This window comes from Burkholderia sp. MSMB617WGS (assembly GCF_001532025.2).
In the GTDB taxonomy this organism is placed as follows: Bacteria; Pseudomonadota; Gammaproteobacteria; order Burkholderiales; family Burkholderiaceae; genus Burkholderia; species Burkholderia savannae.
The window spans coordinates 3,372,101-3,387,733 of sequence record NZ_CP013457.1; the positions used below are offsets into that span (position 1 = coordinate 3,372,101).

A 15,633-nucleotide genomic window follows, 5' to 3' on the forward strand; every position below is an offset into this window, starting at 1 on the left:
CAGGCGAAAGACGGCAAGCGGCAAGCGGCAAGCGGCAAGCGGCAAGCAACGATCGTCACCTCCGCCCGCGCGGACATGAAGTCCGCGCAGACGACACCGTCCGGCTGACGCCGCATCAAGCGACGCAAGCCATCCAGGGCGCCGCCTCCGTTACCGCCCTCCTTCGCGCTGCCGCGTCGCCTCGCGACGACGTCCACCGCGCAAATCGCACCGCCGCGCGCCCTCCGCGACGCCGCCGTCGCGCGGCCGGCGGCGCGAGCGCCGCCGTGCGTCCCGCGAACGGTGCGCGCCGCACCATTTCCGGACATCGCCGCCGCCACTGCCGCGAGCTGCGCGACGCATACGGAAACGTTTCCACACCCACTGTGGTTTTTCAGAGTCAACCCGTACAGTGGCTTCCACAATTCGGTACTAAACTAAGCGAAATGGGCTCGGCGAGTGCCGCAGCTCTCCGGGAGACGCCGCCATGAATCGGCCGCTGATTCGGATTCCCCTTCGCCCCACCGGAACCCTGTCGTTCTGGAAGGCGCTCAAATGGTCGTTGATCGCGATCATCGTGGTCGCGCTTGCGATCATCGCGCGCGTCGTTCAGATCGAGATCGAAACCTCCCGGCTACAGGCGCGTTTCTTGTCTGAACTGACCCGCGACGTCGGCTACAGCGTCGACGAAGGCGCGAGCAACCGCATCCGCTTCCCCGAAAACGGCCCGTACGACCTGCGGCTCGGCTATGCGCTGCTGCCGTCGTTCCAGCAGCGGCTGCTGTCGCGCGGCTTCGTCGTCGCGTCGCAGGCGCGCGCGTCCGACCGGATGCTGTCGCTCGCCGACGACGGCCTGTTCCTGCCGTACGGCGAAAAAGACCAGGCCGGCCTGTCGATCGTCGATTCGACGGGCTCGCCGCTCTTCGGCGTCGTCTATCCGCACCGCGTGTACGACAGCTTCGAGTCGATCCCGCCGCTCGTCGTGCAATCGCTCCTCTTCATCGAGGATCGTTATTTGCTCGACCCGAATCAGCCGAACCGCAACCCGGCGATCGACTGGGGGCGCTTCAGCCGCGCGCTCGCCGACCAGGGGCTGCGCTTCGTGAACCGCCGCCAGGCGACGCCCGGCGGCAGCACGCTCGCGACGCAGCTCGAGAAGTTCCGCCACTCGCCCGACGGCCGCACGGCGACGCCGCCCGAAAAGCTCCGGCAGATCGCGTCGGCATCCGTGCGCGCGTATCTGAACGGCCCGCAAACGATGGCCGCGCGCCACGCGATCGTCGTCCACTACCTGAACTCGGTGCCGCTCGCCGCGCGCGCGCGCGTGGGCGAAATCACCGGCATCGGCGACGGCCTCGCCGCGTGGTACGGCCGCGACTTCGACGAAGTGAACCGGCTGCTCGCCGCGCCGACGACGCCCGACAACGTCGAAGCGCAAGGCGTCGCATTCCGGCAGATGCTGTCGCTGATGATCGCGCAGCGCGCGCCGTCGTACTTTTTGAACAGCGGCTTCCCGACGCTGCAGCGGCTCACCGACAGCTACCTGCGCCTCGTCGCGACGGGCGGCGTGATCTCACCCGCGCTGCGCGACGCCGCGCTCGCCGCGCGCATCGAGCGCAGCGCGCCGCCCGCCGCGCCCGATGCGCAATCGTTCGTCACGCGCAAGGCGGTGACGTCCGCGCGCTCGCACCTGCTCGGCGCGCTCGGCATCGACAACGTCTATCAGCTCGACCGCCTCGACCTGCGCGCGACCGATACGCTGAACAACAAGGTGCAGCAGGCGGTCGCGGCGGGCCTCGCGCGCGCGGCGACGCGCGACGGCGCGCGCGAAGCCGGCCTCTACGGCTTCGAGATGCTGCGCGCCGGCGACGATCCGTCGAAGATCCTGTACAGCTTCACGCTGTACGAACGACGCAACGGCGCGAACCTCCTGCGCGTGCAAACCGACAGCGTCGATCAGCCGTTCGACATCAACCAGGGCGCGCGCCTGAATCTCGGCTCGACCGCGAAGCTGCGCACGATCGTCACGTATCTGCAGATCGTCTCCGAGCTGCACGCGCGCTACGCGGGCATGAGCGCCGCCGAGCTCGCGAAGGTGAAGCCCGATCCGACCGACGCGCTCACGCGCTGGGCGCTCGACTATCTCGCGCATACGCACGATCGTTCGCTGCAGGCGATGCTCGCCGCGTCCGTCGAGCGCAAGTATTCGGCGAGTCCTGGCGAGACGTTCTACACGGGCGGCGGCGCGCAGAGCTTCACGAACTTCGAGAAATCCGACAACGGCCGGATACTGACCGTGCACGTCGCGTTCCAGAACTCGGTGAACCTCGTGTTCGTGCGGCTGATGCGCGACATCGTCCATTACGAGATGATCCGCACGAGCGGGCCGTCGACGTCGTGGCTCGACGATCCCGCGCAGCGCCAGCGCTATCTGATGCGCTTCGTCGATGCGGAGAGCCGCGTGTACGTGAAGCGCTTCTATACGAAATACGCGGGCAAGCCCGACGACGACGCGCTCGCCGCGATGCTCGACAACGTGCGCAAGTCGCCGCCGCGCGTCGCGACGGTGCTGCGCAGCGTCGCGCCCGAAGCGCCGCGCCCGTGGTTCGACGCGAAAATGCGCGCGACGCTGCACGGCACGCCGGCCGCCGAGAAGCTGTCGGACGACGCGCTCGACAAGCTCTACACGAAGTACGCGATCGACCGCTTCAACCTGAACGACCGCGGCTACATCGCGGGCGTGCACCCGCTCGCGCTGTGGACGCTCGCGTATCTGCGCAAGCATCCGGACGCATCGCTCGACAACGTGCAGAAGGCGAGCCGCGACGCGCGGATCACGTCGTACTCGTGGCTCTTCAAGACGCGCTACCACGCGACGCAGGACCGCCGCATCAAGCGGATGGTCGAGCTGCGCGCGTACGACGAGATCGGGCAATCGTGGCGCGCGCTAGGCTACCCGTTCGATCACCTGACGCCGTCGTACGCGGCGGCGATCGGCGCATCGGGCGATCAGCCGGCCGCGCTCGCGAAGCTCGTCGGCCTGATCGCGAACAACGGCGAGAAGGTGCCGAACGAGCGGATCTCGTCGCTCGAGTTCGCGGCCGGCACGCCGTACGAGACGCGCTTCGTGCGCGCCGCCGCGCCGCCGCAGCCGCTGCTGTCGCCGGAAATCTCGAACCAGGTGCACGCGCTGCTCGGCGACGTCGTGCAGAAGGGCACGGGCCGCCGCCTCGCGCAGGGGCTCGCGTTCCCGAACGGCCCGACGCTGCCCGTGTACGGCAAGACGGGCACGGGCGACCAGCGCTTCAACGTGTACGCGCGCGGCGCGCGCCTCATCGAATCGCGCAAGGTCAATCGCAGCGCGACGTTCGCGTTCTCGATCGACGATCGGTTCTTCGGCGTGCTGACCGCGTACGTTCACGAGCCGTACGCGGCGCGCTACGATTTCACGAGCGCGATGGCGGTGCAGTTGCTGAAGACGCTCGCGCCGGCGCTGCAGCCGCTGCTGAAAGCGCCCGCCGAGCCGGGTGCGAACGACGTGGGCAGTAAGGCCGCCGCCGCGGGCTGAGCGCACGCGATGCGCGTTCGATCGATCGAACGCCGGCTCGACGCCGCGCGGCCAGCCGCGCTCAGAACGGGCCCGCGTCCGGCGTCGGCGCGCCGTCCGCGCCCGACCATTCCCACTCGCTCGCGCGGCCGAGCAGCTCGCGCACCTCGTCGTCGCTCGTCTGGTCGAAATTCCGATAGAACTGACCGATGCCCATCAGCCAGTCCGGCCGCATCACGCAGACGACGGCGTCCGCGACCTCCTCGACCTTCTCCGCGCTGCTCGGCGACGCGACGGGCACCGCCGCGACGAGCTTCGCCGGCTTGTGCGCGCGCATCGCTTCGAGCGCGGCGAGCATCGTCGAGCCCGTCGCGATGCCGTCGTCGACGACGATCACGGTGCGGCCCTCGACGTCGGGCGGCGCGCGGCGGCCGCGATACGCGGCCTCGCGCCTCGCGAGCTCGGTGCGCTCGCGCTCGATCGTGTCGGCGAGCTCGCGATCGCTCACGTGCATCGCGTGCAGCACCGACCGCTCCAGCTGCACGACGCCGCCCGTCGCGATCGCGCCCATCGCGAGCTCCGGATTGCCGGGCGCGCCGAGCTTCCGCACGATCAGCACGTCGAGCTTCACGCGCAGCGCCTTCGCAACCTCGAACGCGACCGGCACGCCGCCGCGCGGCAGCGCGAGCACGATGACGTCGCTGCGGTTCGCATAATCGGCGAGATGCGCGGCAAGCTGCCGGCCGGCATCGACGCGATCGCGAAAATAATCGTTCATCACGCCTCCTTCGCCGCGACGCGCACGAAGTCGTCATGCCGCGGCTCGTTCGAATGCATGCCGACGCATGCAAGGATTCGCGTCCACGCGCAATGCGCGCAGGCCCGCGCGTCGCGCTATGCGCGCGCTTCGCTCGCCGTGCGCGCGTCGATCCGCTGCGCGAGCGCGATCAACGCGTCGGTCACGGCGACCGGATACTCGGCCGCGTGCGTGAGATCGCGCAGCGCCGCGGGCAGCGCGCCGAGCTCCTTGCTCGCGTGCGCGCGAATGCCGGCAAGGCTCGGCAGCGGCGCGACGCGCTCGCCGTCGATCACGAACGGCTCGAGAAGCGCGCCGCCCGGATGCGCTTCGTCGGCGAGCGCGAGGCTGTCGCCGTCGATGACGCCGTCGTCGCGATAGCGGCGGTACACCTGCTTGCGCCCGGGCCACGTCGCCTTGCCCTCCGAGCGCTTGCGGCGCGGCACGCCCGCATATTCGGTCAGCTTGTACGCGCAGTCCGCGTACGGCGCGTCCGCCGACGTGTTCATTCGCGTGCCGACGCCGAAGCCGTCGATCGGCGCACCCTTGCCGATCAGCTCTTCGAGCTTGTATTCGTCGAGATTGCCGCTCGCGAAGATCGTCACGCGATCGAGCCCCGCCCGGTCGAGAATTGCGCGCACGCGCATCGCGTGCTGCGCGAGATCGCCGCTGTCGAGCCGCACGCCCTTCACTTCGATGCCGTCGCGCGCGAGCTTCTTCGCGACGTCGATCACCTTGTACGCAGCCGCTTCGGTGTCGTACGTGTCGATCAGCAGCATCGCGTTGCGTGGAAACGAGCGCGCGAAATGCTCGAACGCGAGCGACTCGCCGGCGTGCGCCTGCACGTACGAATGCGCCATCGTGCCGTACACCGGAATGCCGTAGCGCAAGCCGGCGAGCAAGGTCGCGGTGCCGGTGAAGCCCGCGACGTAGCTCGCGCGCGCCGACAGCAGCGCCGCCTCCGCGCCGTGCGCGCGGCGCAGGCCGAAATCGACGAGCGTCTTGCCCGGCGCCGCGAGCACCGCGCGCGCCGCCTTGCTCGCGACGATCGATTCGTAGTGCAGCAGGTTCATCACGCGGCTTTCGATCAGCTGCGCCTCGCGCATCGGCGCGGTGATCTGCAGGATCGGCTCGTCGACGAAGAACAGCGTGCCTTCGCGCATCGCGCGGACCGAGCCCGTGAAGCGCAGCGATTCGAGCGACGCGAGAAACCGGTCGCTGAAGAGCCCCGTGCTCGCCAGCCCCTCGATCTCGCCGGCGTCGAGCTTCAGGTCGGCGAGATAGTCGAGCACCTGTTCGAGGCCCGCCGCCATCAGGAAATTGCGATGCGCGGGCAGCTTGCGCACGAAGAACTCAAACGTCGCCGCGTCGTTCATGCCGCAGTCGAAGTACGACTGCAGCATCGTGAATTCGTACAGGTCGGTCAGCAGCGCGCCGTCGCGAACGGGTTTCGTCATCTTCGATGCCTCTTGTGCGCATCCCGGTCTTCGGGCAGATGCGCGACGAACCAATCCGCCGCGACGCGCGCGACTTCGTCGAGCGTGCCCGGCTCCTCGAACAGATGCGTCGCGCCCGGCACGACGACGAGCTTCGACTCGCCGATGAGCCAGCCGGCCGCGAGGCGGTTGAGGCGGATCACCTCCTCGTCGCGCTCGCCGACGATGAGCAGTGTCGGCACGCGCACGCGCGGCAGCGCGTCGCCCGCGAGATCGGGACGGCCGCCGCGCGAGACGACCGCGCGCACGACACGCCCGCGCGCGTTCGCCGCGATCAGCGCCGCCGCCGCGCCCGTGCTCGCGCCGAACAGGCCGACGGGCAACTCGCCGACGTCGCGCCGCTCGCGCAGCCAGTCGAGCGCGCTCACGAGCCGGCGCGCGAGGAACGCGATCGCGAACCGGTACTCGGCCGTGACCGCGTCGCGCCGCTGCTCCTCGATCGTCAGCAGATCGAACAGGAGCGTCGCGAGACCCGCGCGCTGCAGCACCGCCGCGACCTCCTGATTGCGCGGGCTCAACCGGCTGCTGCCGCTGCCGTGCGCGAACACGACGATTCCCGACGCATGCTCGGGCGTCGCGAGTATGCCGTTCAATTCGACCTTTCCGAGAGGTATCCGTACTTCCTGAATCTGCATCGTCATCTCCACGTCGCGCCGCCGTCACGGCGCGGACACCGGCTCTTCGCGCGGATGCCACGCATCGGGCGGCGCGAGCGGTTCGAGCGGGCTCGTTTCGTCGAGATGGAACAGCGCATCGAACTGCCCCGTGATCGACGACATGAAATAGTGGCTGTCGCGCTCCGTCCGCGGCAGATAGATCACGCCGATCGCGCGCTCGAGCAGCGCTTCGCCGAGCGGCTGCGCGACGATCTCGCGCAGCGGCAGGAAGAAACGGTCGAGCCCGGTCGTATAAAAGAGGCGTTCGTAGCTGTCGGACAGCGCGGGGCGCATCCATTTCTGTTCGACGTCGCCGTCCCATTGCGACGCGGCCGACACGTGGCCCGTGTAGGCGGTGAAGCCGATCGACAGCGCGCGCTCGCCGAGCGACTCGCGCACGAGCTGGCCGAGCGTCCATTCGCCGCGCAGGTGCATCTCGGTCGCGCGCGCGTCGCCGACGTGCGAGTTGTGCGCCCAGACGACCGCGCGCCCCGTGCCGCCGCGACGCGCGCGGTAGCGGCGCAGCGCGAAAAGCGTGTCGCGCATGTGCGAATCGCGCAGATTCCACGTGTTCGCGCGCGGCCCGAACATCGCGCGGTAATAGGTTTCGGCGTTGACGACGACCTGCGCGTTGCGCTCGGCGAAGAACTGCGCATCGAGCGCGTCGATGCCGTCCTGCGCGAGATACGCCGCCTCGTTCGCGCGCAGCCGCAGCAGTTGCGCGACCGCGTCGACGGTGGCGGCCGGCCGCGCGCCCGTGGCGACCGCGTAGCCGTACGCCCCCGGCTCGCGCACGTGATCGAGCGCCGCGTAGCGCCGCCGCGCGAATTCGGCCTCATCGGGATCGACGTCGTCGAGATAGCGGATCACCGCATCGGCCGAGCGGTACAGGCTGTACAGATCGAGCCCGTAGACGCCCGCCCGCGATTCGCGCGGCAGCGTCGCGTTGTGATCGCGCATCCAGCCGACGAATTCGCGCATCGGGCGATTGCGCCACATCCATGCGGGAAAACGCGTAAAGTCCGCGAGCGCCGCGTCGACGCCGCCGATCGCGGCGTCGCCCTGCACGTAGCGATTCACGCGCCACGCATCGGGCCAGTCGCCTTCGATCGCAATGGTGTCGAAACCGCATTCGTCGATCAGGCGCGCGGTGATCTGCGCGCGCATCCGATAGAACTCGTGCGTGCCGTGCGTCGCCTCGCCGAGCAGCACCACATCGGCGTCGTTCGCGATGTCGATCAATTCGTCGAAATCCCCCGCGTCGCCGCGCAGCGGGCGAGCGAGATCGCGCACGGCGAGAAAGGGCGTCTTCGCAGGATGCATGAATCGTCTCCGGACGACCGCAGCCCGGGCGTGCGCGCCGTTCGCGACAGGCCGTCGCGCGACGCCGCACAGAGCGGCTGATCCGATCATTCTCGACCGCGGTTTCGCCGAAACGTTGCGTTGAGTCAACGCTCGCCGCCACGGTCACGCCGTCGCTCGAGCGCGACGCGTCTCTTTCAATTTACGCGCTCTGCGCAGAAGTTGCAGTGCGAATAACCCGATCTACACGCATGCGTTCGCGTCATTTCGCAAGCGCGCGACGTTCCGGAGAACGGCGCTTCGATGCCGCTGATGCAAGTCGGGCGCGCGCGTCGTGATCCGACGTCGGCGACGGCGCGCGTAACGGCGCACCGAGGCTCGCGCGTGCTCGTGCTCATGCTCGCGCCGATCGGCGTCGCGACGGTCGTCCGGGCAGCGGCGGGCGCGCCGGTCCGGCCGCGGCCGCGCGCGACCGCGCTTGCGTAACCGAACGCGTGATTTCCCGCCGCATTCCCCGCGAACCGGCTGTTCGCGCTCGCGGCATTCGCGATCGTGCGCGTCGGGCTCGCGCCCGCTTTTCGGCTCGGCCCGCCGATAATTCTCGGCACGCGGCGGTGCATCCTGTCCAACGCGATTCGCCGGCCCGACCGCGTTTCCCGACGATCCGAAACAGGCGGCGGCGAGCTTGCGCGTGCGCCCGCCCGCTTGGCGGCGCGCGGTCGCGCCGCCCGGCGTCCTGCCGTACCGCGTGACGAGCGCGATCACCGCATCGGGCCGCGCATGCAATGCGAGCATCGGGCGAAGGCTCGTCGGCCAAGGATCGACGACGTGCGGCGCCACCGGACCCAGCGCATCCGTCGCGCGCGCGACCGCTTGCCGGCGACTATCCGCGAATCGCGCGCGACGCCGCCGCGATGTCGCGCCTCGCGATCGCGACGAATCGTCTGACATCGCGGCCGCTCTACGCGATGGCGAAACGCCGCAGCCGCCTCGACCAGGCGACGCCATCTCCACGCCGACGCACACCGCCCTCGCCCCGCGCCCCGCGGCCCGCCGCCGCGAGCGGCGCGCACGAAACGCACTAAGCGCACGACATCCACCCGTCATCGCGCCGCGCGATGTCAGGTCCGCTCCGATTGAGTTCGATCAAAAGCCGAGGCGGCGTTGCTCGTACAGTGATCGCAGTACCTCGTCATGCGCGTGGCGCCGAACGAGTCGCAGCGCCTGTGCGTCGCGCGCGGATCGCCCGATGCCGAGGCGAGCGCGGCGGTTGCGTGAGAGTGCGCACCGATCCATCGATGCGTTCGCCGTGCCGTGCCGTGCAACGCATGCGCGACGCGATTCTTGCCGCACGCACCGCAGCGGTGCATCAGCCTTCCGCATCGCCATGCACTCGACGGATGCGCTCGCATGCGGCTCGATTCGTATCGATTGCATCGACGCGCACGTCGCCGCCGCGCGACTCTTTCGGAGATCGATCATGGTTGCAGGTGTGGTGCTGTGGGTCGCCCTCGCGGCGATCTTTCCGACCGTCGTCGTGCCCGCCGCGCAGCATGCGGTCGAGCACGCCGTCAAGCATCGGGACACGCATGCGGCGTCAGGCGCGCCGATCGCGAGCGGCGTGCGAGAGCAGCCCGCGCCACCGGACGGCGGCGATGCGATCGGGCATTAAGCGGCACCGGCCGCGCTCGAAAAGAATCGGCCGTGCAAGCGCCGGGCGATCGGGCGCATGCGTGCCGATGCGTCGTTCGAACGCGCGCTCGAATCGCCGTTTGAATCGCCGTTTGAATCTCGTCGTTCAGGATCGCTGATCGCTCGATCGGCGCATATGCGCCGGCATGTGCGCCGTCATCCGTCCAAACGGATGCTCGCGAATTCACGCCATGCGATGCGCGGCGGCTGCAGCCCGCTCGTTCGGCGCGCGCAGCGCAGCGTCCTGCAAACGGCACTCGCGCGCGATCCGCGCCACGTTCCGCTCAATCCCGCCTGCGTCAGACGCTCGCGCTCATCGCGTCGAGATGCGCGAGCAACGCCCTCGCCTGCTCCACGACGTCGGCCGCAGTCGGCCTGAACGGGAAATGCTCGGCCCGCGGCAGGCGAACGAAATGTTCGCGGCTGCTGCGCGCATACGCGGGATCGTAGTGAACGTCGACGAGCTCTTCGGACAGCTCGCCAAGACGCCCCTCGTCGAGCATCTCGTGCCACTTGCGGATGCGCGCGTGACCGTGCAGCGGCACGAGCTTCTCGAGCTGCACCTTGAAGAACGCGCTCCGGTCGAACAGATGCCCGTAATCCTGCAGCAGCAACTCGACGCGCTCTTCGCGCTGGGTCTCGACGTTCACGCAATCCGCCTCGTGCATGCTGGCGAGCAGCGCGAGCGGCAACGTGATCGAGCCGATGCGCCGGCTCTCCGCCTCGATGAACACCGGCCGCTCGCGAGCGAAGCCGCGCAACGCGCGGACGAGCGCCGTGTCGAACGCCTTTTGCGACGGCTGCTCGCCGCTCGGCAGCGCGCCCAGCAGCGAGCCGCGGTGCGCGGCGAGCGCTTCGAGATCGAGCGTTTGCGCGCCCGCCTGCGCGAGCGCGTGCAGCAGCCGGGTTTTGCCGCTTCCGGTGTGCCCCGTCAGGACGACGTAACGAAACTCGGCGGGCAATCGGCCGAGCGCGTCGACGACCGAGCGGCGGTACGCCTTGTAGCCGCCGTCGAGCTGCCGCGCGCGCCAGCCGATCATGTTGAGCATGACGGCCATCGATCCGGAGCGCTTGCCGCCGCGCCAGCAATAGACGAGCGGCCGCCAGTTGCGCGGGCGGTCGGCGAACGTCGTGTCGAGATGCGCGGCGATGTTGCGCGCGACCATCGCCGCGCCGACGCGCGTCGCCTCGAACGGCGACACCTGCTTGTACATTGTGCCGACGATCACCCGCTCTTCGTTGCTGAGGACGGGTGCGTTCAGCGCGCCCGGAATATGGTCCTCCGCATACTCGAGCGGCGTGCGGACGTCGACGATCTCGTCGAAATCGTCGATCTGGTCGATGGAAACGGGCTGGAGATTCAACGTATCGGGCGCGGCGGGGCCGCATCATCGTTGGCGATGGAGCGGCGATTATCTCACGCGCGGCAGCCGCCTCACGCGGCGGCAGGCGTGTCGCCCGCCGGCGCCGGCGGGCCCAGGCGCGCGACGAGCACGAAGAACGTCGGGCCGTCGCTCTGATGGGCTTGCACTAAAAGTCAATAACCAAGTGACTCGCGGTTCATTCCAATCCCGGCTCGCGCGACCAACCTAGTGCGTCGGGCCCGAGTGCGCCCCGACGCCTTCGCCAACGATGCATCGGCCGCCGATGCGCCCGGGAGACGCGATGAGAATCGTAGACATCCGCGAGCAAGCCGTATCGATCGGTTCTCCGAGCCGCAACGCGTATATCGACTTCAGCAAGATGACGCCGAGCGTCGTCGCCGTGATCACCGACGTCGTCCGCGACGACAAGCCCGTCGCCGGCCACGGCTTCAACTCGAACAGCCGCTACGGCCAGCGCATGCTGCTGCGCGAGCGCTTCATTGCCCGCCTGCTCGACGCCGCCCCCGCGAGCCTCGTCGACGACGCGCGCGACAATCTTGATCCGCACCGGATCTAGGCGGCGCTCTTCGCGAACGAGAAGCAGGGCGGCCACGGCGAGCGCGCCGTCGCGATCGGCACGCTCGCCGTGGCCGAGTGGGACGCGGTCGCGAAGATCGAGGACAAGCCGCTCTTTCGCCTGCTCGCCGAACGCCACGGCGACGGCACGCCGAACCGCAAGGTGTTCGTCTGTGCGGCGGGGGGCTACTACTACCTCGGCCGGGATCTCGGCAAGCTGAAGGACGAGATGCGCAGCGACCTCGACCGCGGCTATACGGTCGTCAAGAAGAAGATCGGCGGCGCGGCGCTCGACGACGACCTGCGCCGGATCGACGCGGCGCTCTCCTTGCTCGGCGACGGCCAGAAGCTCGCCGCGTCGCGCGTGACGTGGGCGAAGCATTCGAGGCGCTTGACGTACTCGAACCATTCGAAACGTTCGAAGCATTCGAAGCGCGGCACGGCGAACGCCAGCGTCGCGGGCAGACAACCGTGCGGATTCCGAAGTTCCGCGGCGCGCCGTGGAAACCGCTTTCGGCGCACCGCGTGCAGGCATCGATCGGCATCGCCGCCGGCGTGCTCGTCGGGCGCTTCGCGTCCGCGCCGGCGAGCGGTTGAAAACGCACGGCGATCCGCTCGCTCGTGTGGTCGCGACGGCGCGTCGCACCGCCCCGCCATCTCGCCATCCGCCTTTTTTTCCGTCCGCGCTATCGCCGCGCCGATCCGCTTGACGCACCTGCCTCGGCGCCTATCATCCAATGGCTTCCGAGCGAGCAACAACGATCTTTTCAAAAACAATAACGCGTATCGAACAAAAAGCACGTGGTCGAAGAGGGAAACGCATTACGGCTCACTCCAACGTTTCGCTCCTTTATTACGCAATAAATAATATTTCGAGAAGACCATGAAAAAGATCCATGGAGACCCGACGCCGCATCTTCGTCGCCGCGCGTTTCTCGGCGATCTCGCGCGTCTCGCCGGCGCGGGCGTCGTCGCCGGATGGACGCCGATCCGGCCGATTCCCGCGCACGCGCAGCCCGCCGGCTCGACGCCGCCGAATTTCCCCGCCGACATCGCGCTCTACAAGCAGGCGTTTCGCAACTGGAGCGGCGAAATCGCCGTCGCGAACCTGTGGACGGCGGCGCCCGCGACGCCCGCCGACGTCGTCGCGATCGTCAACTGGGCGGCGCAGCACGGCTATCGCGCGCGAGCGCTCGGCCACATGCACAACTGGTCGCCGCTCGCGGTCGCGGCGAACGATGCGAACGCCCGCGTGTTGCTCGTCGACACGACCAAGCATCTGACGGCGGTGTCGGTCGACGCGTCGACGACGCCCGCGCGCGTCACCGCGCAGGCGGGCGTGTCGATGGACGCGCTGCTCGCGACGCTCGAGCAGTACGGGCTCGGCATGACGGCGTTTCCCGCGCCCGGCGACATCACGCTCGGCGGTGCGCTCGCGATCGGCGCGCACGGCACCGCGCTGCCGGCCGCGGGCGAAACGCGGCTGCCGGGGCACACGTACGGCTCGCTCAGCAACGCGGTGCTGTCGCTGACCGCGGTGGTTCACGACGCGTCGTCGGGCCGTTACGCACTGCGCACGTTCGAGCGGACCGATCCGGACATCGGCCCGTTCCTCGCGCACGTCGGCCGCGCGTTCATCGTCGAAGCGACGCTGCAGGCGGGCGCGAATCAGCGGCTGCAATGCGAGAGCTTCGTCGATATCCCCGCATCCGAGCTGTTCGCCCGCGCGGGCGCGCGAGGCCGAACCGTCGAATCGTTCCTGCGGCGCTCGGGCCGCATCGAAGCGATCTGGTATCCGTTCACCGGCGCTCCGTGGCTGAAAGTCTGGAGCGTCCGGCCGAACCGACCGGCCGGCGCGCGCGCCGTCGATCAGCCGTACAACTATCCGTTCTCCGATTCGCTACCGAGGGAATTGTCCGATCTGGTGAGCCGCATCGTGTTGAACGGCGAATTCCAGCTGACGCCGCTGTTCGGCAAGACGCTATACGCGATCACGTGTCTCGGCCTGACTAACCCGTTCGCGCCGGCGACGAATCTCTGGGGGTGGTCGCGCACGGTGCTGAACTACGTGCGGCCGACGACGCTGCGCGTGACCGCGAACGGCTATGCGGTGCTGACGAGCCGCGCGAACGTGCAGCGCGCGATCAACGAGTTCGTCGGCGCGTATCGGCAGCGGATCGCCGACTATCGCGCGGCCGGCAGCTATCCGATGAACGGCCCCGTCGAGATTCGCGTGACGGGCGTCGATTCGCCGGACGAAGTCGCTCCGGGCGCGACGGCGCCGTCGCTGTCCGCGCTCCGGCCACGGCCCGACCATCCCGACTGGGACGTCGCAATCTGGTTCGACATCCTGACGTTGCCGGGCACGCCCGACGCGAACCGCTTCTATCGCGACATCGAGCAGTGGATGCTGTCGAACTACAGCGGCGGCTACGCGACCGTGCGGCCGGAGTGGTCCAAGGGCTGGGGCTACACGAGCTCCGCCGCCTGGAGCGACGACACGATGATCGGCGCGACGATTCCGGATCTATTCCGGCAGGGGCTGCCTTCCGACGACAACTGGGACGCGGCGCTGCGCACGCTCGACCGCTACGATCCGCGCCGCGTGTTCTCGTCGCCGCTCCTCGACCGGCTGCTGCGCTGACGCGGCAAGCGGCCCGCAGCCCGCCGCACCGCGCCGCGGCCCGCTTATGACCAAACAAAATAAAAAGCGGAATTTTTATTATTTTCGGTGCCGATAGCGGTCTGTCATATTTCCGTCATACAAGAACAACGCGAGGAAATATGACAACCACCACCGTCATCGCCACCATCGGGCCGGCCTCGGCCGCGCCGGACGCGCTGCGGGCGCTGCATCGCGCCGGCATGAGCGTCGCGCGGCTGAACGGCTCGCACGGCGATCTCGACTGGCATCGCGCGACGATCGCGGCGTTGCGCGACACGCTGCCCGATCTGCCGATCCTGCTCGACATCCCCGGCCGCAAGATCCGCACGACGCAGTTGCGGGTCGAGCCGTCGTTCGCCGCGGGCGACGTCGTCACGCTGACGACCGATCCGTCGCACGACGGCTCGCAGAAAGTGCCCGTCAACTACGCGCGCTTTCACGAGAAACTGCGCGCCGGCGTGCGCGTCTACGCGGACGACGGCACGCTGTCGTTCGTCGTCGACGCGGTGCGCGGCCGCGACGTGCTCGTGATCGCCGAAACCGCCGGCACGCTGAAGAGCCGCAAGGGGATCAACGTGCCGGAGATCGATCTCGGCCACGATCTCGTCACGCCGCGCGATCGCGAGATGATCGCGTTCGCGAAGGAGACGGGCGTCGATTTCGTCGGCATCAGCTTCGTCGAATCGGCCGCGCACGTCGGCGCGATCCGCGCGCTCGTCGACGGCGCGACGCCGCAGATCGTCGCGAAGGTCGAAAACCGCGGCGGCCTCGACCATCTCGACGAGATCGCCGCCGCCGCCGACGCGCTGATGATCGATCGCGGCGACCTGTCGGTCGAGACAGGTCTCGACTACGTATCGCTCCATCAACGGACGATCGTCGCGAGCGCGCGCCGTCATGCGAAGCCCGTGATCGTCGCGACCGAGCTGCTGCACAGCATGATCGACAGCCCGCTGCCGACGAAGGCCGAGATCGGCGACATCACGCACTCGGTGATCGACGGCGCGTCGGCCGTGATGCTGTCCGGCGAAACGGCGGTCGGCAAGTTTCCGGTCGAGGCGGTGGCGCGGCTGCACGGCATCGCCGCGCTCGCCGACGCGCATCGCGCGGCGCTCGCGGCGTCGGCGCGCGCCGCCTCCGACGCGGACTACGACGACCTGCGCGCGGCGACGCAAGCGCTCGCGCGCACGCTGCCGGTGACGAAAATCGTCGTGCTGTCGCGCACCGGGCATGCGGCGCGGCTCGTGTCGATGGCGCAGATCCGCCAGCCGATCGTCGCGGTCGGCAGCGACCGCGCGCGCGTGCGCGCGTGGAATCTGCTGCCCGGCACGACGGGCGTGCATCTGCCGAGGCTCGACGTGGGGGCCGCCGACGCCGTGCCCGCCGCGCTCGAAGCGCTCTGGCGCGACGGGCGCATCGACGAACGCGACGTCGTGCTGACGGTGCTTGCCGCGAGCGACGAAAACGACGCGTCGCTGAACGCGTTGCAGACGGTGCGCGTCGGCGCGCTCGCGAAAGCGTTGCGCTGGCCGGCGAACCGCGCGCTCGAGGCGGCCTGAC

At 69.1% G+C, this 15,633-nt stretch carries 9 protein-coding genes and 2 pseudogenes; 6 read left to right on the forward strand and 5 right to left on the reverse strand.

Features of this window, described 5'->3' with window-relative positions:
* Positions 1 to 466 precede the first annotated feature (466 nt).
* A complete protein-coding gene (locus WT60_RS16630; protein WP_038748873.1) occupies positions 467 to 3,547 on the forward strand; it encodes a transglycosylase domain-containing protein in 3,081 nt (1,026 codons plus the stop codon).
* Positions 3,548 to 3,608: 61 nt separating this feature from the next.
* Here the strand turns inward: WT60_RS16630 and WT60_RS16635 are convergent, their stop codons facing one another.
* The 4 genes from WT60_RS16635 to WT60_RS16650 all read right to left on the reverse strand — a co-directional run bounded on the left by WT60_RS16635 (position 3,609) and on the right by WT60_RS16650 (position 7,797).
* Entirely contained in the window at positions 3,609 to 4,304 is a 696-nt protein-coding gene (locus tag WT60_RS16635) for a phosphoribosyltransferase (protein WP_038748871.1), read from the reverse strand.
* Between the two features lie 116 nt (positions 4,305 to 4,420).
* A complete protein-coding gene (locus WT60_RS16640; protein ID WP_038748870.1) occupies positions 4,421 to 5,779 on the reverse strand; it encodes a nicotinate phosphoribosyltransferase in 1,359 nt (452 codons plus the stop codon).
* Entirely contained in the window at positions 5,776 to 6,453 is a 678-nt protein-coding gene (locus tag WT60_RS16645) for an alpha/beta family hydrolase (RefSeq protein WP_038748949.1), read from the reverse strand. The genes WT60_RS16640 and WT60_RS16645 overlap by 4 nt, the downstream gene beginning before the upstream one ends.
* A 24-nt stretch (positions 6,454 to 6,477) precedes the next feature.
* Positions 6,478 to 7,797, reverse strand: a complete 1,320-nt coding sequence (locus WT60_RS16650; protein ID WP_038748868.1) for an erythromycin esterase family protein — start codon at positions 7,795 to 7,797, stop codon at positions 6,478 to 6,480.
* 311 nt (positions 7,798 to 8,108) lie between these two features.
* Between WT60_RS16650 and WT60_RS35220 the strand changes: the two are divergent.
* Both WT60_RS35220 and WT60_RS16660 read left to right on the forward strand, forming a co-directional pair.
* A pseudogene (locus tag WT60_RS35220) lies at positions 8,109 to 8,771 on the forward strand (sulfonate ABC transporter permease); the annotation flags it as partial.
* Positions 8,772 to 9,256: 485 nt separating this feature from the next.
* A complete protein-coding gene (locus WT60_RS16660) occupies positions 9,257 to 9,448 on the forward strand; it encodes a hypothetical protein (protein WP_059669625.1) in 192 nt (63 codons plus the stop codon).
* A gap of 319 nt (positions 9,449 to 9,767) precedes the next feature.
* Here the strand turns inward: WT60_RS16660 and mnmH are convergent, their stop codons facing one another.
* On the reverse strand, positions 9,768 to 10,832 hold the full coding sequence (gene mnmH / locus WT60_RS16665; protein ID WP_038748864.1) for a tRNA 2-selenouridine(34) synthase MnmH: 1,065 nt from the start codon (positions 10,830 to 10,832) through the stop codon (positions 9,768 to 9,770).
* A gap of 301 nt (positions 10,833 to 11,133) precedes the next feature.
* On the opposite strand from mnmH, the pseudogene WT60_RS16670 reads away from it, so the two are divergent.
* The 3 genes and pseudogenes from WT60_RS16670 to pyk all read left to right on the forward strand — a co-directional run.
* Positions 11,134 to 11,763, forward strand: a pseudogene (locus WT60_RS16670) (mandelate racemase); the annotation flags it as partial.
* A 528-nt stretch (positions 11,764 to 12,291) separates the two neighbouring features.
* Positions 12,292 to 14,052: a cholesterol oxidase substrate-binding domain-containing protein gene (locus WT60_RS16675; RefSeq protein WP_060355584.1), complete on the forward strand. Its 1,761-nt coding sequence runs from the start codon at positions 12,292 to 12,294 to the stop codon at positions 14,050 to 14,052.
* 140 nt (positions 14,053 to 14,192) lie between these two features.
* Positions 14,193 to 15,632 carry a pyruvate kinase gene (pyk, locus tag WT60_RS16680; protein WP_060355583.1) on the forward strand — a complete coding sequence of 480 codons (1,440 nt, stop codon included), beginning with the start codon at positions 14,193 to 14,195 and terminating at the stop codon, positions 15,630 to 15,632.
* The last annotated feature ends 1 nt before the right edge of the window (position 15,633 follow it).

What these genes read in the sequence shown, in the direction of transcription:
- WT60_RS16630 (WP_038748873.1), top strand. Translation starts at nt 467, where the DNA reads ATGAATCGGCCGCTGATTCGGATTCCCCTTCGCCCCACCGGAACCCTG.
- WT60_RS16635 (WP_038748871.1), bottom strand. Translation starts at nt 4,304, where the DNA reads ATGAACGATTATTTTCGCGATCGCGTCGATGCCGGCCGGCAGCTTGCC.
- WT60_RS16640 (WP_038748870.1), bottom strand. Translation starts at nt 5,779, where the DNA reads ATGACGAAACCCGTTCGCGACGGCGCGCTGCTGACCGACCTGTACGAA.
- WT60_RS16650 (WP_038748868.1), bottom strand. Translation starts at nt 7,797, where the DNA reads ATGCATCCTGCGAAGACGCCCTTTCTCGCCGTGCGCGATCTCGCTCGC.
- pyk (WP_060355583.1), top strand. Translation starts at nt 14,193, where the DNA reads ATGACAACCACCACCGTCATCGCCACCATCGGGCCGGCCTCGGCCGCG.
- WT60_RS16645 (WP_038748949.1), bottom strand. Translation starts at nt 6,453, where the DNA reads ATGCAGATTCAGGAAGTACGGATACCTCTCGGAAAGGTCGAATTGAAC.
- WT60_RS16660 (WP_059669625.1), top strand. Translation starts at nt 9,257, where the DNA reads ATGGTTGCAGGTGTGGTGCTGTGGGTCGCCCTCGCGGCGATCTTTCCG.
- WT60_RS16675 (WP_060355584.1), top strand. Translation starts at nt 12,292, where the DNA reads ATGAAAAAGATCCATGGAGACCCGACGCCGCATCTTCGTCGCCGCGCG.